Source organism: Sediminihaliea albiluteola (assembly GCF_014077625.1).
Lineage (GTDB): Bacteria > Pseudomonadota > Gammaproteobacteria > Pseudomonadales > Halieaceae > Sediminihaliea > Sediminihaliea albiluteola.
The window spans coordinates 98,608-117,204 of sequence record NZ_JACFXU010000014.1; the positions used below are offsets into that span (position 1 = coordinate 98,608).

17 protein-coding genes and 1 riboswitch are annotated in these 18,597 nt (G+C 54.3%); of the genes, 7 read left to right on the plus strand and 10 right to left on the minus strand.

What is annotated here, in order from left to right:
* Window positions 1-12: 12 nt before the first annotated feature.
* Both H2508_RS07335 and can read right to left on the minus strand, forming a co-directional pair.
* Window positions 13-936: an NAD-dependent epimerase/dehydratase family protein gene (locus H2508_RS07335; RefSeq protein ID WP_182171200.1), complete on the minus strand. Its 924-nt coding sequence runs from the start codon at window positions 934-936 to the stop codon at window positions 13-15.
* Between the two features lie 80 nt (window positions 937-1,016).
* A complete protein-coding gene (gene can, locus H2508_RS07340) occupies window positions 1,017-1,670 on the minus strand; it encodes a carbonate dehydratase (protein WP_182171203.1) in 654 nt (217 codons plus the stop codon).
* Between the two features lie 297 nt (window positions 1,671-1,967).
* A riboswitch (TPP riboswitch) is annotated at window positions 1,968-2,068 on the plus strand.
* Between the two features lie 105 nt (window positions 2,069-2,173).
* Here can and H2508_RS07345 point away from each other — a divergent pair.
* The 3 genes from H2508_RS07345 to H2508_RS07355 are packed head-to-tail and all read left to right on the plus strand — an operon-like array spanning window position 2,174 to window position 5,827.
* On the plus strand, window positions 2,174-4,297 hold the full coding sequence (locus H2508_RS07345; protein WP_182171206.1) for a TonB-dependent receptor: 2,124 nt from the start codon (window positions 2,174-2,176) through the stop codon (window positions 4,295-4,297).
* A 55-nt stretch (window positions 4,298-4,352) separates the two neighbouring features.
* A complete protein-coding gene (pnuC, locus tag H2508_RS07350; RefSeq protein WP_182171209.1) occupies window positions 4,353-4,988 on the plus strand; it encodes a nicotinamide riboside transporter PnuC in 636 nt (211 codons plus the stop codon).
* On the plus strand, window positions 4,985-5,827 hold the full coding sequence (locus tag H2508_RS07355; RefSeq protein ID WP_182171211.1) for a choline/ethanolamine kinase family protein: 843 nt from the start codon (window positions 4,985-4,987) through the stop codon (window positions 5,825-5,827). The genes pnuC and H2508_RS07355 overlap by 4 nt, the downstream gene beginning before the upstream one ends.
* 14 nt (window positions 5,828-5,841) lie before the next feature.
* On the opposite strand, the gene H2508_RS07360 is transcribed toward H2508_RS07355, so the two are convergent.
* Window positions 5,842-6,324 (minus strand): YajQ family cyclic di-GMP-binding protein, encoded by a 483-nt coding sequence (locus tag H2508_RS07360; protein ID WP_182171214.1) that lies wholly within the window; start codon window positions 6,322-6,324, stop codon window positions 5,842-5,844.
* Between the two features lie 96 nt (window positions 6,325-6,420).
* Between H2508_RS07360 and H2508_RS07365 the strand changes: the two genes are divergently transcribed.
* Window positions 6,421-7,323 carry a ketopantoate reductase family protein gene (locus tag H2508_RS07365; protein ID WP_182171217.1) on the plus strand — a complete coding sequence of 301 codons (903 nt, stop codon included), beginning with the start codon at window positions 6,421-6,423 and terminating at the stop codon, window positions 7,321-7,323.
* A 58-nt stretch (window positions 7,324-7,381) separates the two neighbouring features.
* On the opposite strand, the gene H2508_RS07370 is transcribed toward H2508_RS07365, so the two are convergent.
* From H2508_RS07370 to ampD, 3 genes are all read right to left on the minus strand, one after another.
* Entirely contained in the window at window positions 7,382-8,827 is a 1,446-nt protein-coding gene (locus H2508_RS07370) for a serine/threonine-protein kinase (RefSeq protein WP_182171220.1), read from the minus strand.
* On the minus strand, window positions 8,824-10,380 hold the full coding sequence (locus H2508_RS07375) for a sigma 54-interacting transcriptional regulator (RefSeq protein ID WP_182171223.1): 1,557 nt from the start codon (window positions 10,378-10,380) through the stop codon (window positions 8,824-8,826). The genes H2508_RS07370 and H2508_RS07375 overlap by 4 nt, the downstream gene beginning before the upstream one ends.
* 111 nt (window positions 10,381-10,491) lie before the next feature.
* Window positions 10,492-11,040 carry a 1,6-anhydro-N-acetylmuramyl-L-alanine amidase AmpD gene (gene ampD, locus H2508_RS07380; RefSeq protein WP_182171226.1) on the minus strand — a complete coding sequence of 183 codons (549 nt, stop codon included), beginning with the start codon at window positions 11,038-11,040 and terminating at the stop codon, window positions 10,492-10,494.
* 123 nt (window positions 11,041-11,163) lie between these two features.
* Between ampD and nadC the strand changes: the two genes are divergently transcribed.
* Window positions 11,164-11,997: a carboxylating nicotinate-nucleotide diphosphorylase gene (gene nadC / locus H2508_RS07385; protein WP_182171229.1), complete on the plus strand. Its 834-nt coding sequence runs from the start codon at window positions 11,164-11,166 to the stop codon at window positions 11,995-11,997.
* A 63-nt stretch (window positions 11,998-12,060) separates the two neighbouring features.
* Here the strand turns inward: nadC and H2508_RS07390 are convergent, their stop codons facing one another.
* From H2508_RS07390 to H2508_RS07405, 4 genes are all read right to left on the minus strand, one after another.
* Window positions 12,061-13,830: an acyl-CoA dehydrogenase gene (locus H2508_RS07390; RefSeq protein WP_182171232.1), complete on the minus strand. Its 1,770-nt coding sequence runs from the start codon at window positions 13,828-13,830 to the stop codon at window positions 12,061-12,063.
* A gap of 178 nt (window positions 13,831-14,008) precedes the next feature.
* Window positions 14,009-14,848 carry a pirin family protein gene (locus H2508_RS07395; protein ID WP_182171234.1) on the minus strand — a complete coding sequence of 280 codons (840 nt, stop codon included), beginning with the start codon at window positions 14,846-14,848 and terminating at the stop codon, window positions 14,009-14,011.
* A 33-nt stretch (window positions 14,849-14,881) separates the two neighbouring features.
* Window positions 14,882-15,841: a glutathione S-transferase family protein gene (locus tag H2508_RS07400; protein ID WP_182171237.1), complete on the minus strand. Its 960-nt coding sequence runs from the start codon at window positions 15,839-15,841 to the stop codon at window positions 14,882-14,884.
* Window positions 15,842-15,986: 145 nt separating this feature from the next.
* Window positions 15,987-16,433, minus strand: coding sequence for a DoxX family protein (locus tag H2508_RS07405; protein ID WP_182171240.1), 447 nt, complete (start codon window positions 16,431-16,433; stop codon window positions 15,987-15,989).
* 144 nt (window positions 16,434-16,577) lie between these two features.
* Here H2508_RS07405 and H2508_RS07410 point away from each other — a divergent pair, with 144 nt between their 5' ends.
* Window positions 16,578-17,480: a LysR substrate-binding domain-containing protein gene (locus tag H2508_RS07410; protein ID WP_182171243.1), complete on the plus strand. Its 903-nt coding sequence runs from the start codon at window positions 16,578-16,580 to the stop codon at window positions 17,478-17,480.
* Between the two features lie 139 nt (window positions 17,481-17,619).
* The gene (locus tag H2508_RS07415) at window positions 17,620-18,576 is read left to right on the plus strand and encodes a LysR family transcriptional regulator (protein WP_182171246.1); all 957 of its coding nucleotides are present in this window, start codon (window positions 17,620-17,622) and stop codon (window positions 18,574-18,576) included.
* The last annotated feature ends 21 nt before the right edge of the window (window positions 18,577-18,597 follow it).

Below are 18,597 nucleotides of genomic sequence, written 5' to 3' on the forward strand. Positions count from 1 at the left end.
ACTTGGCAGTCACTATTTAAGCAGCTGTGGCGACAGTTTTTCCACCATACGCCGCACTCCCTCGCGCCAGTCGACCTGAGTGGGGCCAATCAACTCGTGCATGCGGGTAGTATCGATACTCAAGCTGCCAAAGGCTTTCGGGTTTTCCTTAAACACGGGCTCCAAACCAGTGAGCTCAGTCATATAAGCGCACCACTCTTCAATGCTAGTTTTTTGGGAGCCACCAAAGTTCAAGGTGGTAACCTCCGGTGTCGCCGCAGCCAAGAGACGGGGCAACTTCTCCAGATAGTCATCCACATGCAGCAGGTGATACTCATTGGGGCCTTCAGGGTGCAGCTCGATAGGCATACCCTGCTCCATCATTAACAAATGGTACCAAGGCCAACCGCCGTTATCGCCATAGGGCACACTGAGCCGGGCAATAGTGGTGGGAATACCGAACTGGTGGGCAACAAAACGACACACGGTTTCTGCCGCAATTTTACTGATGCTGTAGGTTGGAAACATCACCCGGTGGTTATCGCCCAAGGGCGCATTTTCCGCCAGTGCTTGATGCCCAGCGTACTCATAAACTGCCGTGGAAGACATGTGCAGAAAGGCTTTCACCTTGCGGCAATGCATCATTAAACGGCCCACCCCTTCGGCGTTGGCGGCAAGGTCGTATTCAAAGTCGCCGCTTTTAACTACCGCAAAATTAACGACATAGTCAAAATCATCCGGCACGCCCGCTAGACCATCGGTCTGCGCCAGATCGGCCTGTATGCACTTTGCACCTAAGGCCTCCATGCGCGCCCGATCTTCGGGCTTAGAAAAGCGAGCAAGGGCGTAAACCTCTGCAACACCTGCCCAAGCCGCCACTACCGGCTCAGCAACCTGTCCGGTAGGACCAGTGATTAAAATTTTCTTAGCGCGAATATCTACTGGATCAAGTGCCATTACCTATTCCTTATGAGCCTTATCAAGACCCTAAGTCTAAGCCAGAACGGCTACAGAGCAACCACCCATACGAACTATGTTTAGGCTGAGCCATTGTCGTCACACATCACTCGATAGATCTTGGACACTTGATCCAGCGATGAAACCGAACATTGCAGATCTTTTACCAAGCCATCTTTCAAGCTATACACCCAGCCGTGAACGGAAATCTCATGCCCTCGAGACCAAGCATTCTGCAGGATAGTGGTGTGACAGACGTTTGATACCTGGCTCATCACATTGAGCTCACAGAGCAAGTCGATAGCAGCGTCAGGGTCATTCTCCAAAGCATCAAAGCGACTCTGATGATTGTGCTGCACATCTTTAATATTGCGCAGCCAGTTATCAATCAAGCCATTATCTTGGTCCTCATAGGCGGCACGCACACCACCGCAATTATAGTGCCCCACCACCAGAATGTGCTTAACCTTGAGCACATCGACTGCGTACTGCAACACAGTGAGACAATTGAAGTCGGTATGTACCACCATATTGGCCACATTGCGGTGCACAAAGACCTCGCCGGGCATCAAGCCGATGATCTGGTTGGCGGGCACCCGGCTGTCCGAACAGCCTATCCAGAGGTACTCTGGGCTCTGCTGGTTTGCCAGCTTTTCAAAAAAATCAGGGTCACTGGTCTTAATGCTTTCGGCCCAAGAGCGGTTTTTCTCAAACAGTTTATCAACGCCACTCACTCTCTAATCCTCCTATTTGATCCAGTCTGCGCCCGCAGCGTCAGTATGCTGAGGCAGCTAATTTTAACCCATTTTTCAGCGCCATGGATGACAATTGTACAAGCCCGCACCAGTGAACTCCGAGCACTTTCAGCTCGCTGGCCTTAATGCTGACTCTGTGCAATAGCTAACAGAGCACCTGCGTCTAGCTCAAGTAAAAGCCATCACTGCAGGCTTGATCTGCCTTAAAAGAATCAAGTGGGATCGACATCAGGGTCAATGTTATTGGAATCCTAGCTTATGCGGCCTATAATGCGCTTGCAAACCTGGGGGAGGCTTCGGCCTGAGACACTTAAATAGTGGACCCTTTGAACCTGATCCGGTTAGAACCGGCGTAGGGATAGGTACTACGATTGCGCCACTGATCGGCAGCTTATCAGTTGCCTGACAGCAGTCCTCCTGATCCAATCCGCTAGTTAAACCGGTTCTCTTAATACGCTGTACTTATTATAGGAGAGCCACAAATGTTGCCTTGCAACAAAGCATCTTTTTTCTTCCGCAAAACGCTTATTGCGCTCGGTTTAAGCCTAGCCTGCACAGGCCAAGCGGCCGAACTCGAAGAGATTCTGGTCACCGCAGAGTTTCGCCCCACCCGCCTACTCGATCAACCCAATAGCACCAGCGTGGTGTCGCAATTTGAGATAAAAGAGCGCGCCGCACAGCATTTAGAAGAAGTGCTCAACCTAGCACCAAACGTAAACTACGCCGGTGGCAGCTCGCGCGCTCGCTTTTACCAGATCCGCGGCATTGGCGAGCGCAGTCAGTTTCAAGAACCTTTGAACCCCTCTATCGGTTTTATTATCGACGGTATTGACTTCAGTGGCCTTGGCACAGTGGGCGGCCTATTTGATGTCGACCAAGTGGAAGTGCTTCGTGGGCCGCAGGGCACCTTACACGGCGCCAACGCGCTGGCGGGTTTAATCAACGTGCGCAGTGCTGCACCTAAAAATGAGCCAGGACTGTCAATATCTGCCAGCGCTGCCAACTACGACACCTGGAGTTTAGGCCTTGTCGGTACAGGCCCGCTGATCAAGGACACCCTGCTATTTCGCCTCGCCGTGCAGGAATACCGCAGCGACGGCTTTAGCAAGAACACCTACCTTAAGCGTGACGATACCGCCAATCGCGATGAAACCATGGCTCGCGCCAAACTGCGCTGGCTGGCTAGCGACACAGCGACCCTTGATGTGACAGCCTTCTACGCCGATGTCGACAATGGCTACGATGTCTTCTCACTCGACAATACACGCCGCACGCTGTCTGACGAGCCCGGCAGCGATAAGCAGAAATCCTCCGCCCTAGCCTTTGACTGGCAGCAGTCACTTAGTGCTGCGGACTTAGAAGCCAGAGTAAGCTGGGCGAGTTCTGAGAGCGATTATAGCTTTGACGAAGACTGGGCCTACGTCGGCATTGCACCGGAGCTGGAATACTCTTCCTTTGACCAGTTCCTGCGCGACCGCGACAGCTACAGCGCCGAACTGCGCCTGCTCTCAAATGAGAGCTCTAGGCTGATTAATGATCGCGGTGACTGGGTGGTCGGTCTTTATTATCTCGCCGATCGCGAGGACCTTGTGCGTCGCTATACCTACCTGACACAAGACTTCCGCAGCACTTACGATACCGATACCCTGGCGCTATTCACTCAGCTTGACACGCAACTGAGCGAGCGTTTGAGCCTGCTGAGCGGTCTGCGTGTAGAGCAGCGCCGAACTGATTATTACGACAATAACGGCGTTGCTAGCGATCCCAAGAAAAACCTCTGGGGCGGGCGCCTGACACTGGAGTACCAATTGTCAGACGACAGCATGCTTTATGCCGGCCTGTCTCGCGGTTATCGCGCCAATGGCATTAATGCCGGTGTGCTGGCCAGCATGGAAGCTTATAACGATCCAGCTGTTCTCGGCTTGCTGGAGCGGGTTCAGCGCTACGACGACGAATCGCTGCTCAACTACGAGGCTGGTTTTAAAGCGAGCTTTTTAGACAAGCGTCTGAGTACCCGTCTGGCACTGTTCTACATGGATCGAAAAGACCAGCAAGTTAAAGGCTCCCTAGTGATCCCGCGGCCCAATGGCAGCACCGACTTTATCGATCACACCAACAACGCCGCCTCAGGTAACAACTATGGTTTAGAGTTAGAGCTCGACTGGTTAGCCACCGACTCGCTGCAGGTCTACGCTCACTTAGGACTGCTCGAAACTCGCTTTGATGACTACATCAACTCTGATGGCCGAGACCTTTCTGGACGCGACCAAGCCCATGCACCGTCCTATCAATATGCCATTGGTGGCCGCTATGACCTGGGAGCAGGTTTCTTTGCACGCCTAGATATAGAGGGTAAGGACAAGTTCTACTTTTCCGACCGCCACGAACTGCAGGCGCCCTCCTTTAATCTTGTGCACATGCGCCTAGGCTACGCCAGCGAGCAGTGGTCGCTGGCACTTTGGGGCCGCAACCTCGGCGACAAGAAGTACGCAGTACGTGGCTTTGGCAGCTTTGGTAACGACCCGCGCAAAGAATATATCGTGGAGCCTTACTACCAATACGGCGAGCCGCGCCAGGTAGGAATCAGCGCCGATTACCACTTTTAGTGAGAGACCTAGCCATGGTAAGCAAGTTCATTCCTGATAAATTGGCTGCCAAGCGATGACTCAGGAGCAAGTGGCAGAGCAGCTCGCTCAAGCCTGGGCCGCCCTTTCCGGCTGGGAAGTGGCGGCGGTAGTCTTGGGTGTCGCCTATCTATTGCTGGCAGTCAAAGAAAGTTTGTGGTGTTGGTACGCGGCTTTTTTTGGCACAGCCATCTCCCTCTACGTGTTTTGGCAGGTAGGGCTATTAATGGAATCGGCGCTGCAAATTTACTATTTAGTGATGGCAGTCTACGGCTGGTGGCAGTGGCAGCAAAACAGCCACTCCGCCAGCCAAGAGAATAGCGCAAGCGACACCCTGCCGATTTCTCGCTGGGGCTGGCAGCAACATTGTTACGCCCTCGCGGTGGTACTCACACTCAGTGCCATCAGCGGTACGCTGCTAGCTGAGCACAGCCAAGCTGCCATGCCCTATCTGGACTCATTTACCACTTGGGGTGCCATTGTCACCACTTGGATGGTGGCACGCAAAGTCTTGGAAAACTGGCTCTACTGGTTAGTCATAGATGGCGCTTCGATCTATTTGTATATGGATCGTGAGCTATACCTCTTTGCACTACTCTTTGCGGTGTATTTAGTCATTGTAGTAGCGGGATTCTTGCAGTGGCTGCAAAGTTATCGCAGCAGTCTAGCTTGAAGAGACTGGAACAAGTACTGGCCCAGTGGCAGCACTGGGCCACAACTGCCAGCGAGCGCCCGCGTCTTGCCTACAGGCTGGGGGCTGGCCTCAGTAACATTAACTTCTTGGCTAAAAGTGGCGACGCCGCTTGGGTCATCCGCTTGGATGGCTTTCAGCCCGCCATCAATAGACTCAATCGGCAAAGCGAGTGGCACGTGTTGCAGGCCGCCTCAGCACAAGGCCTGGCACCGACGCCACGATACTTTAACCCTGAGCTCGGCGCTCTAGTCTGCGACTATTTAAAACCAGACCCCGACCCGCCCAGCTCACTGGCTGATATTGCCGGACTGCTGCGCCGCATTCACCAACTGCCCGCCCTGCATCAACGACTTGATCTAGGCAAACGTATCGCCCACTACGAAGATCTTTGCGCAAAAAACGCCCCTGAAAAACTCGGCGAACTCAGTCCACTCACATTGCAAGTGCAGAGTGTTATCCAGATCTGTGAAGCGCAACTTGGAACTTTGCATGTCTGCCACAATGATTTGCTAGCCGCGAACCGCCTCTACAGTGGCGGCCGCTTATGGGCGCTAGACTGGGAATACTGCGCCATGGGCGACCCTCTCTTTGATTTGGCCGCGCTATCTTGCGGTGATGAACTTGGGCTACCCGCTAGCGAGGAGCTACTACAGCTATACCTCGGCAGAGCCGCCACTGGCCGAGAGCAGCAAAGCCTTGCGCGCTACCGCGTGCTGTACCGCTATTTGGAATTGCTGTGGCACGCCAGCTTAAGTCCCGACAGCCTTGACTGGCAGAGCAAACTGGCGGCGCTAATTAAAGAGTTCGACACCTTATAAGGTGTCTCAGACGCTCAATCCCTAAAGTTAGTAAACTGCAGAGGCTGCTCGAAATCCGCAGCGCGCAATAGTGCGATGACCTGCTGTAAGTCATCGCGCTTTTTAGCACTGACCCGCACTTGATCGCCTTGAATTTGTGCCTGCACTTTGAGCTTGGCATCTTTGATCTTTTTGACCAGCGTCTTACATTGCTGACTATCGAGTCCATGACGCAAAGTCACTGTCTGGCGGACCAACTTACCCGAGGCCACGGGCTCAGCACAGTCCATAGCAGCGGGATCTATGTCACACTTGATCAAGGCACTGCGCAAGATATCTTCCATTTGTGTGAGCTGAAACTCAGCTTCCGCAGTGAGGGTGACACTGCGCTCCTCACGCTCAAAGGTGGCATTAACGCCTTTAAAGTCGAAACGGTTCTTTACCACCCGGGATGCCTGGTCAACCGCATTCGTTAATTGATGCAGATCCACTTCCGATACCACGTCAAAAGATGGCATAGTGCAAAACTCCAGCCGCAATGAAATGAAGGAGCACATAGTAGTGCGCTGCTTGCAGTTTACAATCCCCCAGCCCGATCTTCTGAGTAGTTAAACATGCACTGGCATATACTTGGAGCAGGCGCTATGGGCTGCCTGTTCGCCGCGCAGCTGGACCGTCAAAAAATTCCGCTAACGCTACTGCTGCGCTCAACGAAAGAGAATCAGTCTGAAATTACTCTCGACATAGAGGGTGTTAGCGGCGCCAGCCAACACCAGCTTGCGGTACAGGCTTGCTCCGCCAAGGGGCAGATCGATTATCTGCTTGTTATGACTAAAGCTTACGACGTGCTCCCAGCAGTGACTTCCGTAGTCCAGCGTTTAAGCCCTCAGAGTGTCATACTATTGCTGTCTAATGGCATCGGCTTTGCCGAGCAAATACAGCGCAATCACCCACAGTTACAGCTCGCGCTTGGCACCACGACCGAGGGCGCTTTTCGCCGCGGCCCCTGGCAAATACAACACGCTGGACTCGGCAGTACCCGCATCGGCCAAGCGGCCACCACAGCAACTCCGGCCTGGTTTGAGGACTGGCGCAGCAGTCTTTCTGACTGCCACTGGGATAGACAAATCAGCGCGGCGCAGTGGCGCAAACTGGCTATTAACTGTGCGATTAACCCTCTCAGCGCTTTAGAGGGTTGCCGCAATGGCGAACTGGCCAGTAAGCCCGCTCTCGCTGCGAAAGTGCGTGAACTCTGTGCTGAAATGACTTTGATCGGGCAAGCTGCTGGCCAGTGCGCAGCTGTGAGCGGTTTAGAGCACAAGGTATTTGAAGTGATAAAAGCAACGGCAGCGAACCGCTCATCAATGCTGCAGGATATTACAGCCGGACGGCGTACCGAGATCGATTACATCAACGGCTATGCCGATCGCTGCGCCAGACAATTTGCTGTAGAGGCACCGTTGAATCGGGAATTACTTGAGGCGCTGCGGCAGCTCGAGCAAGCCCGCTTCCCCTAGGCAAGTACAGATTAAATCGCAGCGCTAAATTCTCAGCCGGCGCTTAAGTCTCGCGACCTCAAAAACGATCGCGATATAGGGTCTCAGCCAGCTCCGCAGTCACAGCTGCCCACTGTGAAGCTGGCATTCCCGTTAACAACAGTGCTTGACGATACTCGGGCTCGGCATCACGCTGCCGAGTCAGCCCCAGCAGGCACAAATCACTGCTACAGCGCAGAGCCAACTGCAACTCTTCATCCGCTGCGGGTAATGGCAAATTATCGGCAAAACCCCGGCTGCCCTCGGGGCAGGATGCTGGCGCATGGTAAAACAACAATTGCTTATCGAGCTCCGAGATCACGGTGCAAACACGCTCACTCAACCAATCCAGGGTCACGCCATCCGGCAAAGTTACAGCTCCCGCCAAAGCCACCTCAGGCTCCAACAAGGCAATACGGTATGGCTTAGGCAGTGCCAGATAAAGGATGGCAGCAGAGCCTAACAATAGAGCTAAAACCGCTGCCTGAATGCGCGGTTTGCCGAGATACCTCAGTACTGACGCTGGAGTGAGCTCAGCAAAGCCTCGCCATTCGGCCAGTTGCGAGCGCCCCCGTTTACTCAATTCGCGGGGAATATGTGGCGGGAACTCACCCTCCGACTCCTGCCGGCGCAAGGACTTTACGCCCGCTAAAGGCATCTGCCGCATTGACTGCGGCTCATGTCGCAGCAGCTCACGCAATATCTGCCGAACACGGTGGGTATTGTCTGGCCGATCCGCCACATCTTTTTGTAATAAGCGCTGCACCAAGTCACGCATGCCGGGCGGTATTAAGCTGCCATCCGCCAAGGTCTCTGGCAGAGGCTCGGGCTCTTCTGTGAGCAAACGCTTCACATCAAGCTCATCATCAAATACAAAGGGATGCTTGCCGGACAGCAAGCGATAGAGCAGGCAACCTAAGGCGAATAAATCTGAGCGCACATCCAGTACTTTTCCTTGATACTGCTCGGGCGAGATCGCCGTAATACTGCCGGGGCAATGCTGCGATAAACCTTTGCTGCTGGCGCCCCGGGCAATGCCAAAATCACTCAGCAAAGCCCGGCCCTGAGCGTCGATCAATACATTACTGGCTTTTAGGTCACCGTGCACAATGCGCCGCTGTCGCGCGGAAGCCAGCGCCGAAGAAATATCGATAGCTAGGTGAAGTATCGCGCTTAATGATAAGTGGCCCTGCTCTAGCAGCTCCTCCAAATCAACACCCGGCACATACTCCATAATCAGGGCGAGGTTTTCTGTACTACTGATCACGTCATAAAGCTTCACCACTCGGGGGCTATTAATACTGGCCACTAAACGTGCTTCAGCGACTATTTGCCGGCGTGCTGGGCGCTCACTTGGCAAGCGATACAGTTTCACTGCCACGCGGCGTTGCAAACGGGAGTCATACCCGAGGTAGACCGAACCCTGACCACCTTGGCGGATCAATCGCAGTATACGGTAGGGGCCTATCCGACCAGCTCGACTCATAGCCTCGTACCGCTGCGCAAACGGACACGCAGACCCTTATAAGAAACTGACAAAGCTCTAGCGGCCTCGCGCGTATCGCCATCGGCTGCCGCAAGCGCCTGCTGTAACTCACTATCGGACACTTCAGAGGCCAAACGCAAATCGGGGATTTCCTCGAGGCGGCGATAGATTGATTGTCGTGACACCCCCAGCGCTCGAGCAGTGGCAGCCACTTCGTAATCGTGGCTGACAAAAGCGGCGCGAAACTGCTCAGCATCGACTTGCGCCATAGGTCGCAGGCTCCCATGACTCGGCTCAGCAGAGCTATCCTGCTGCATGCGCTGCAAGAGGTGTGCAGGCACTTGCACTTCCCGCTCACTGGCGACCAGTAACTGCCGCGCCGCATTGGCTAATTCCCGCACATTGCCCGGCCAAGAGTAGCGAGCAAAAAGCGCAAAGACCTCGGCCCACAAGGCACTGCGAATTTCATCGTCATCAGCTGAGGGTAACAGTCGCTCACAGTCCATCATTGCGGCGGCTTCACGCAAAAAGTGCAATAACAGTTCGCCGATATCTTCAGGGTGCTCGCGCAAGGCTGGCACGCGGATTTCAATACTGCCCAGACGGTGGCGCAAGGCCGCACTGAAATTGCAGCCTTCGCCGTCTAGTTGCGCATCGGTCGCAGCAATGACCCGCAAATCCACCGATTCCACTGCGCCTCCTACTACCTGCACCTGACGCTGCTGCAGTGCACGCAATAATAAAGGCTGGATATCAACAGGGGTGTCGCCCACCTCATCCAGAAATAAAGTGCCCCGGTGGGCCTGCTGGAAATAACCCTTAGTAGCCTTCGCTGCACCGGTATAAGCACCCTGCGCACTGCCAAAAAGCAGTGCCGAGGCTAAGCTTTCGGGTATGGCTGCCATATTGATCGGCACAAATGGCCCGCCTGAGCGATGGCTCGATTGATGAAGGGCCACAGCTGCCAGCTCTTTACCGGTGCCAGTTTCACCTTGTACCAGCACATCTAAATCGGTCATAGCGGCGCGGGCGATCTGTTGACGTAAGCGCTGTAAGCACACGCTGCGGCCTCGCAAGGCCAGCTGCCCGAGGGCGGCATCGGGCGGCGGCATAGCGCGCGCCGGCCCCAGACGCAGCCAGAGCACTACACTATGCCCTAACTGCAGACTAAGCCCGCGCTGCAACTGCTCCGCATCGAGTTTTATATCTTCGCTAATGTCCTCGCCCTGTAATTTGCAGCGACAGGCAGCAGGGTACTTGTGCAAGAGGAGGCCTTTAGCACTAAACTCCAAGCGCAGTGCTTGGCGGGAAATGTGCCGATCTTCAAGTCCAGCCAGTAATTGACCTTCGGGCTGTAAGCAGAATTCAGGCTGATGTCGGCCAAGTTCCAATACTTTTTTAGTAGCGCTGACACGCTGCTCCCAACTAGCGCCTATGCGCTCTGGATCGGGGTGGAATAGAAGGGTTAGACTTAGTGCTGTAGTAGCGTGCTCAGCGCCGAGCTTTGCTACCACTGAGGGTAGTGTCGCATCCTTGCGAGTGCTTGGAACCATATTATTCTGCCACTTTGTCCAATTACTGGCTGTTTGTTTTGTAGTCTAGCAGGCAGATAAAAAGCTGCCAGAGCAAATACCTCCCTTAGTCAGCCAGCTAAGGAGACCAGCTTATACCAGCGCGTTCAGATAGCGCGACCAGTCAAAGGCTGGGCCGGGATCTGTTTTTCGCCCCGGCGCTATATCGCTGTGGCCCGTAATACGGCTTGGGTTAATGCCGGGAAAGGCATGCAGGATCTGCCGGGTCACCGCCACTAAAGAAGCATATTGCGCATCACTGTAGGGAAGATCGTCAGTCCCCTCTAACTCAATGCCAATACTAAAATCATTACAATTGTCCCGTCCCTCAAAGCAGGATTGCCCGGCATGCCAAGCCCGATCCAGCAAACTGACAAACTGCAGCAGCTCTCCACAGCGGCGGATAAACAAGTGCGAGGAGACTTCTAATCCTCTAATTTCTTGGAAATAGGGATGGGCATCCCAGTCTAAGCAGTTGCTAAAGAGCTGTTCTACGCAGTTATTGCCAAACTCTCCAGGGGGCAGTGAAATATTGTGAATCACCAATAAGTCAGGTTGAACACCCGCCGGGCGGGGGCCAAAGTTGGGTGATGGCACCCGTCGCGCCTGCTCAATCCAACCTTGCTCTAGGCTGTTATTCATAGCACTCTCTTATAAATAGCTCAGATAGCCATGATGATAGCGCCTTTCCAAGTCACAGGGGACTGACGAGTCCGGCTGCAAACTGCTAGAATTTCGCTCCCTGTTTTATACCGAGATCACCCCATGTCTAGGCCTTCACCGGAAATCGTCAAACTCAATGTACAGGCTGCTCTGGCCGAAGATGTTGGCAGCGGCGACATCACCGCGCAGCTCATTGCCCCAGACACTCAGGCCAAAGGCCGAGTGATCACCCGGGAAGCAGGCATTCTCTGTGGTCAGGACTGGGTCGATGAAGTCTTTGCCGCCGTTGATTCGAGCATAGCTATCGAGTGGCACTTTCAAGACGGCGATGCCATAGTCGCTGAAGACACCCTGTTTAGCTTTACTGGCCCGGCCCGCGCCTTACTAACCGGCGAGCGCAGCGCACTTAACTTCCTGCAATTACTCTCTGGCACCGCTAGTCTATGCCGGCGCTACGCCGACCACGTCGCGGGCACTGATGTGAAGCTGCTCGACACCCGCAAAACCATACCCGGTTTGCGGGTGGCACAAAAATACGCCGTCAGCTGCGGTGGCTGTCACAACCATCGCATCGGCCTATTTGACGCCTTCTTAATCAAGGAAAACCACATCAAAGCTTGCGGTGGCATTGCCAACGCCGTAAGCAGTGCACGCCAGATCGCGCCGGGCAAACCCGTTGAGGTGGAAGTGGAAACACTGGAAGAACTGGATCAGGCACTAAATGCCGGCAGTGACCGGGTGATGCTGGACAATTTCAGCTTAGAGAACCTGCGTCAGGCTGTTTCGCTAGCCAAGGGCAAAGTAGAGCTGGAGGCCTCAGGCAACATCACCGATAAAACCTTGCTGCCAATAGCAGAGACCGGCGTTGACTACATTTCCATCGGGGCATTGACCAAGGACTGCAAGGCTTTGGACTTGTCGATGCGACTAATCTAGCGCGCACTCTGAATTTATTGAGGTCCCTCTCTCCTGGGCGAGAGAGGGGGCCAAGATTAACCTCTACAGCCAATCTTCGGGATATTGATGCAACATGCCTGCGGCAGTGGCAACAGCTCCGGCGTGGCCGGCACAGCGCGGTAAAATTTGCTCGGCATAGAAACTCATTGTGGCCAGCTTCTGGCGATAGAAATCATTATCGGCGCCTTCGGCTAAACGCTGCTGGGCGACTTGAGCGGCACGGGCCAGCTGCCAGCCGCCCAATAAGTAACCCGCCTGCATCATGTAGTCAAAGGAGCTTCCCAAAGCGATATCGGGGTTTTCTTGCAAAGCTTTGAGCAGCTGCTCTGTGCTGCCCTGAAACTGCTCCAGGGTAGCGCTCAAAGCCCTGCCCACCGCAAGCAGCGAGTCATTGTCAGACTGCGCTAATTCAGCAACAGTAGCGGCCACCGCTGCCAAAACCTTAGCCATCGTGGCACCGCTATCTCGGCCTAACTTGCGGCTCACTAAGTCTGCCGCCTGAATACCATTGGTGCCTTCATAAATCGCTGAGATACGCACATCCCGCAAATACTGCGCGGCGCCAGTTTCTTCGATATAACCCATGCCGCCGTGCACTTGCAGACCGAGCGAGGCCAGCTCCTGGCCCACTTCAGTCAGCCAGCCCTTAATGATCGGGATCATTAAATCGATACGCGCTTGCTGCGCTGGGCGATCCGCCTCGGGGCCGGAGTGGGCTAAATCTAGCGTGAGTGATTCGCTGTAGAGCAGAGCTCGCATCGCTTCGATCAGCGATTTCATGGTTAAAAGCATGCGCCGAACATCCGGATGCTGAACAATGGGCACCCCACCCTGTACGCGCTCGCGAGCGTATTCCAGCGCCTGCTGGTAAGCCCCCTGCCCGATACTTAGCCCCTGCAGGCCGATCTTGAGCCGCGCTTCATTCATCATGGTGAACATGCAAGCTAAACCGCGGTTTTCTTCACCCAACAAGTAGCCAATGGCACCCTCGCTCTCACCAAAAGCCATGACACAGGTAGGGCTACCATGAATACCGAGTTTGTGCTCGCATGACACAGGGAACACATCGTTGCGCTCAGCTAAGCTGCCATCGGCATTGACTAAATACTTGGGCACGATAAATAAAGAAATCCCTCGGCTGCCCTCAGGGGCGTCGGGTAATTTAGCCAAGACTAGGTGGATGATGTTGTCGCAGGCCTCGTGATCGCCCCAGGTAATAAATATTTTTTGCCCGTAGAGGCGGTAGTGGTCACCCTCTGGTACTGCTCGGGCCTGCATCACACCCAAATCCGAACCGGCACCCGCTTCAGTGAGGTTCATGGTGCCCGACCACTCACCGCTGTGCATTTTGGGTAGATAGCGCTGTTTCTGCTCCTCTGTGCCATGGGCAGCAATGGTCAGTGCGGCGCCACTGCTGAGTATCGGCGCCAAGGCCAGCGCCATATCAGCGCTATTCCACATCTCAGAAGCAGCTGTGCCATAGAGTTCCGGCAGGCCCTGCCCCTGGTAAGCGGGATCGGCGGTAATACCTAACCAACCGCCTTGGCCCAACTGCTGCAGTGCTTCGGCATAACCAGGAGTAATACTCACTTTACCATCGCTGCAGCTTGCCGGCTGTTGGTCGGCAACCCGCCGCAAGGGCGAGAACACATCGCCAGCCAGCTTCGCCGCTTCACTTAGCAGGGCTGAAGTCAGCTCTGAACCCACACCGAGCTCAGCGAAGGCCGGTAGCTGGCCGAGCTGCGTACCAGCATCCAGCACTTCGTCGATCAGAAAGCTCATATCGTCTAAAGGAGCGCGGTAATTGGCCATAGTCTGTCCACTGCTGTGGTAAAAAAGGACAACCAGTATAGCGAATCACAGCGCGCTGAAAAGGCGTGCCCCACAGACAAGAGCCGCCTAGTGTACGCTAGGCGGCTCTGTATCAAGTGCTTGCATCTTGCTTAAAAGCTATTACAGCAGCCCTTCGGGCACTATCTTTAGTGGGCTTTCAGGCTGGGCTAAGCAAAGTCCCCGCTTGAAAGTCACGAATGGCTTGCTCAATTTCCTCAGGCTGATTCATCACAAAAGGGCCATATTGAGCTATAGGCTCTCGCAAAGGCTCACCCGATAGTACCAGCGCGCCAAGCCCCTGGGGCCCAGCTTGCAGACTCAGCTTATCGCCCTTGCCGTAGACCGCCAGCTGTTTGCTGCTCAGCTCAGTACTGCCTCCTGCATAAACAAACACCAAGACTCGCTCGTAATCGCCCAGCGAGAGACTAAACTCCTCGCCGGCAGCCACGGATACATCCAACAACAATGGGCGAGTAGGCATGGCCGGCAAACAGCCCTTTAAGCGCTGGCCATCAATACCTACTTCACCAGCAATTACGCGCACTTCGCTGCCATTGTCGTCGCGATAAGAGGCAATCTCAGCAGCGCGAATATCGCGATAGGCAGCCGGCTTCAGCTTGTCTTTAGCCGGCAGGTTCAACCAGAGCTGAAAGCCATGCATCAGCCCCTCTTCCTGCTCCGGCATCTCGGAGTGCAAGACACCTCGCCCGGCTGTCATCCACTGCACGTCACCCGGCTCGATCACCCCTTCGTTGCCCATGTGATCGCGGTGGCGCATGCGGCCGGCCTTCATGTAGGTGATCGTTTCAAAACCGCGGTGTGGGTGCTCTGGAAAACCACCGATGTAATCCGCGGCCGAATCCGCATTGATCTCGTCAATCATCAGGAAGGGGTCGAGCACCCGGTTCATTTCTTTACCGGCTATTCGGTTAATTTTTACCCCAGCACCATCGCGAGAGGGTTGCGCCTGATATATCTGAAATAATTTTCTGCTCATAGTGAAACTCCTACACTGACCAGCCGATCTTGCTCAGTTGAACTGGCTCCGATTATGCGGCGCAGTGAAATATTGCTCCGGTCCCAAGGGCACAATTCCTGTTGGGTTAATGCTGTCGTGGCTCCCGTAGTAATGCTGTTTGATATGAGTAAAGTCAACGGTCTGCGCAATCCCCGGCAGCTGATACAACTCACGCAGATAATTGCTGATGGCAGGATAGTCCGCGATACGCTGGCGATTGGCTTTAAAGTGCCCGTGATAGACCGCATCAAAACGAATCAAGGTAGTAAACAGCCGCCAGTCCGCCTCAGTCAGCGTAGAGCCGGCCAGATAACGCTGCTGACTTAAGATACCCTCTACCCAATCCAAGGCATCAAAGAGTTTGTAGTAAGCCTCTTCATAGGCCTCTTGAGAAGTCGCAAAGCCGGCTCGGTAAACGCCGTTATTGATTAACTCGTAAACTCGCTCATTAATGGGATCAATCTTTGCCTGCAAATGTTCAGGATAATAATCGCTGTCATTACCGGTCAGCCCGTTAAAGGCGCTGTTGAGCATGCGAATAATATCTGCCGACTCATTGCTGACAATAGTCTTAGTTTGTTTATCCCAAAGCACCGGTACCGTCACTCGGCCTTCGTAATTCGGGTCAGCCTTTAAATAGAGCTGATACATGTAATCAAGGCCGTATTGGTCATCGCTCAATTCCCAGCCATTGCTCAGCATCAAGGGCTTAACCACCGTGACATCGATCATGTCCTGCAGGCCTTTAAGCTGGCGAAAAATCAGCGTGCGGTGGGCCCATGGACAGGCTAATGACACATATAAGTGATAGCGCCCGGGCTCTGCTTTAAAGCCTGCACTACCGGTAGGCCCAGCACTGCCATCAGCGCTAACCCAGCTGCGAAAGCGGCTGTCCTGACGCTTAAATTCACCACCGCTACTATCTGTGTCATACCACTGATCAACCCACTGACCATTTTGTAACAAACCCATGATAAAACTCCTGTCCTTTACTCTGTTTTGCCGGGCAGCCAATCCCTTGGCCGCCCAAGCATTTCAGGCAGCGCTTATTGCGATGCTTGAGCCCACTGTCAGTTGAGTCGCTGCATTATCAAATGCAGCGACTTAGCTCAGCGGACTATTGAGTAGTTTTGGCACTGAGTTTCTGGTCGATACTGGCACTGCCAGCACCTCGAATTGCTAGGCCGATGCTAATCACCAGCAAGGCTAAGCCAAACTCATAACCGTTATTGGCCATAAACAGGCCATTGCCGATATGGACGGTGAAAATAGCAACCAGCATGGTTAGAGCCAGCACCACCGCTGCCGGACGCACCAGCAAACCTATGATCAGCGCTAGGCCACCAAAGAACTCAGCACTACCTGCCAAGGCTGCCATCAGTACACCTGGCTCCAAACCGATCGAGGCCATCCAAGCAGCAGTGCCCTCCAAACCATGGCCACCAAACCAGCCGAACAGTTTTTGTGCGCCATGAGCGGCAAAGATCACACCGGCACCTAGACGCAGAGGCAGAGTGTCATAACCAGCTGTTGAAGCAGTGGCACGTTGCAGTAATGTAGTCATAGCTATCTCCTTACTTTATTGAAGTGATTTGTCGAAGTGATGAAAACAGTATAGTTAAGCATTTCCTAGTTAGTAAGGCTTGTTTATTGTCCATAACGATCTAATATTTAGAACAATACTATTAGCCCCACAAAGGAAGGGAGCATGAAGCACTCCGCCATCACCCTTGAGGCACTGCGAACCCTCGATGCTATTGATCGGCGCGGGAGTTTTGCCAAAGCCGCCGAAGAGCTGAATAAGGCAACCTCGGCCGTCTCCTATAGCGTGCAGAAGCTTGAAGAACAGCTGGGAGTAACGCTCTATCAACGACAGGGGCGACGCTCGGTGCTAACCGCCAGCGGCAGGCTACTGCTCGACGAAGGCCGCAAAATTCTCGGCGCCACAGGTTATCTGGCAGACCAAGTCAAAGAGCTGGCTACCGGCTGGGAGCCGAGATTGCGCCTAGGCCTAGAGTCCACAAGCGAGCCAGAGCCCATCTTTAAGGCCTTGGCTACACTGCTGGAAGAGCAGCCCCAGCTTGAACTCGATATCCAAGAGTGTGTTCTGAGCGGTGGCTGGGAAGCCCTGGAAATGGACCGCATCGACTTATTGGTCGGGGCGCCCGCACCGGTGCCGCTGCAAAAGGGCTTTCGCGCAGTGGTCATCCCTCCCGCCAATATGTTGCTGGTAGCGGCCGCCAATCACCCACTGGGCCGCTCCGCCAAAGACCCCAAAAGCATTGCCCAGGAACTACCTTCCCACCGACGCATCGTGACCCGTGATACCGCTCGGCATAACGTCACCCGCAAAGCGGGCCTGATAAGCGGCAAACAGGTGCTCTACGTACAAACCATGGAACAGAAAATTCAGGCATTGCTGGCCGGCTTAGGCGTCGGCCACGTACCGCGAAAAATGGTTCAAGCGCACTTGGACAGTGGCGCGCTGGCGCAAGTGACCAGCAAGCAGCCCACCACCGAGGACCAGGAGTGTTATATCGCCTGGAAGATCAGCAACAAAGGCAAGGCACTAAAGCGTCTCAGCCAACTATTGAGCGAAACACTGAGGTAGGGGGTTGAGTGCGCAGTATTGCTCAATTGCAATTAGCCTGATGCGGGTATAATTTACCTAGACTATCCACCTCGAGCTCAGCATTCACCGAGCAAATAGAGCCAGTGGATCTCAGTCATCTTTCATAGCGGAGCACCCTGTGAACCTAAACCGCGTCGACCTCAATCTACTGGTATATCTAGACGCGCTATTGCGCGAGCGCAATGTCACCCAGGCCGCCAACCAGCTGAACCTATCGCAGCCAGCGATGAGCAATGGCTTGCGCCGCCTGCGCAACTTATTCGATGACCCTTTACTGGTCCGCACCTCCGATGGCATGACACCCACCGAGCGCGCACTCGAACTGGAACCGATTGTGCGCGAAGTATTGAGTCATATTGATCAGGCCATACAACCGCGCTCGGCCTTCGACCCCGAGAGCGCCACTCGCGTGTTTCGCATTATGGCCAGTGACTATGCTGAGTCGACCCTACTGCCGGCGGTACTGGCTAAGCTGCGCAACCAAGCGCCAGGGCTGACACTGGACATCATGACCCCTTCGGATGTTAGCTTCTTAGATGTTGAGCGCGGTAAAGTCGACATGGTCATCAACCGCTTTGACTCCATGCCCCAGTCCTTCCATCAAATACACCTCTGGAATGACAGCTTCGCCTGCCTACTCAGCCCCGAAAACCCCGTCCTCAATGACTTCAGCCTAGAGAACTATCTTCAGGCAAACCACATATGGGTGAGCAAAACTGGCATGGGTGTGGGCGTGGGCGTAGACCCAGATGACGTGCAGCGACTTGGCTGGGTAGATGCCGCCCTCACTAAGCTGGGTAAGAAACGCCAAATTCGGGTCTTCACTCGCCATTACCAAGCGGCTATGACACTGGCGGAACAAAATGACTTGATCGTGACCCTGCCCAGCCGCGCCGCCGCTCTTAAACAGAACAACCCCCGAGTCGTACTGCGTGAGCCGCCCTTTGATATTCCCGCTCTAGAATTAAAAATGGCCTGGAGCCCCTTACTGCAACACAATGCTGCCAACCAGTGGTTGCGCAAACTCATTGCCAACACGGCAAGGGAACTCGATAACAAAGACCCCTTGCCCTAGAGCGCGGACTTGATCAGCCGG

Coding starts and splice junctions, on each gene's coding strand:
- H2508_RS07335 (WP_182171200.1), bottom strand. CDS start 936: ATGGCACTTGATCCAGTAGATATTCGCGCTAAGAAAATTTTAATCACT.
- H2508_RS07345 (WP_182171206.1), top strand. CDS start 2,174: ATGTTGCCTTGCAACAAAGCATCTTTTTTCTTCCGCAAAACGCTTATT.
- pnuC (WP_182171209.1), top strand. CDS start 4,353: ATGACTCAGGAGCAAGTGGCAGAGCAGCTCGCTCAAGCCTGGGCCGCC.
- H2508_RS07360 (WP_182171214.1), bottom strand. CDS start 6,324: ATGCCATCTTTTGACGTGGTATCGGAAGTGGATCTGCATCAATTAACG.
- H2508_RS07365 (WP_182171217.1), top strand. CDS start 6,421: ATGCACTGGCATATACTTGGAGCAGGCGCTATGGGCTGCCTGTTCGCC.
- H2508_RS07370 (WP_182171220.1), bottom strand. CDS start 8,827: ATGAGTCGAGCTGGTCGGATAGGCCCCTACCGTATACTGCGATTGATC.
- H2508_RS07375 (WP_182171223.1), bottom strand. CDS start 10,380: ATGGTTCCAAGCACTCGCAAGGATGCGACACTACCCTCAGTGGTAGCA.
- ampD (WP_182171226.1), bottom strand. CDS start 11,040: ATGAATAACAGCCTAGAGCAAGGTTGGATTGAGCAGGCGCGACGGGTG.
- nadC (WP_182171229.1), top strand. CDS start 11,164: ATGTCTAGGCCTTCACCGGAAATCGTCAAACTCAATGTACAGGCTGCT.
- H2508_RS07390 (WP_182171232.1), bottom strand. CDS start 13,830: ATGGCCAATTACCGCGCTCCTTTAGACGATATGAGCTTTCTGATCGAC.
- H2508_RS07395 (WP_182171234.1), bottom strand. CDS start 14,848: ATGAGCAGAAAATTATTTCAGATATATCAGGCGCAACCCTCTCGCGAT.
- H2508_RS07400 (WP_182171237.1), bottom strand. CDS start 15,841: ATGGGTTTGTTACAAAATGGTCAGTGGGTTGATCAGTGGTATGACACA.
- H2508_RS07405 (WP_182171240.1), bottom strand. CDS start 16,433: ATGACTACATTACTGCAACGTGCCACTGCTTCAACAGCTGGTTATGAC.
- H2508_RS07410 (WP_182171243.1), top strand. CDS start 16,578: ATGAAGCACTCCGCCATCACCCTTGAGGCACTGCGAACCCTCGATGCT.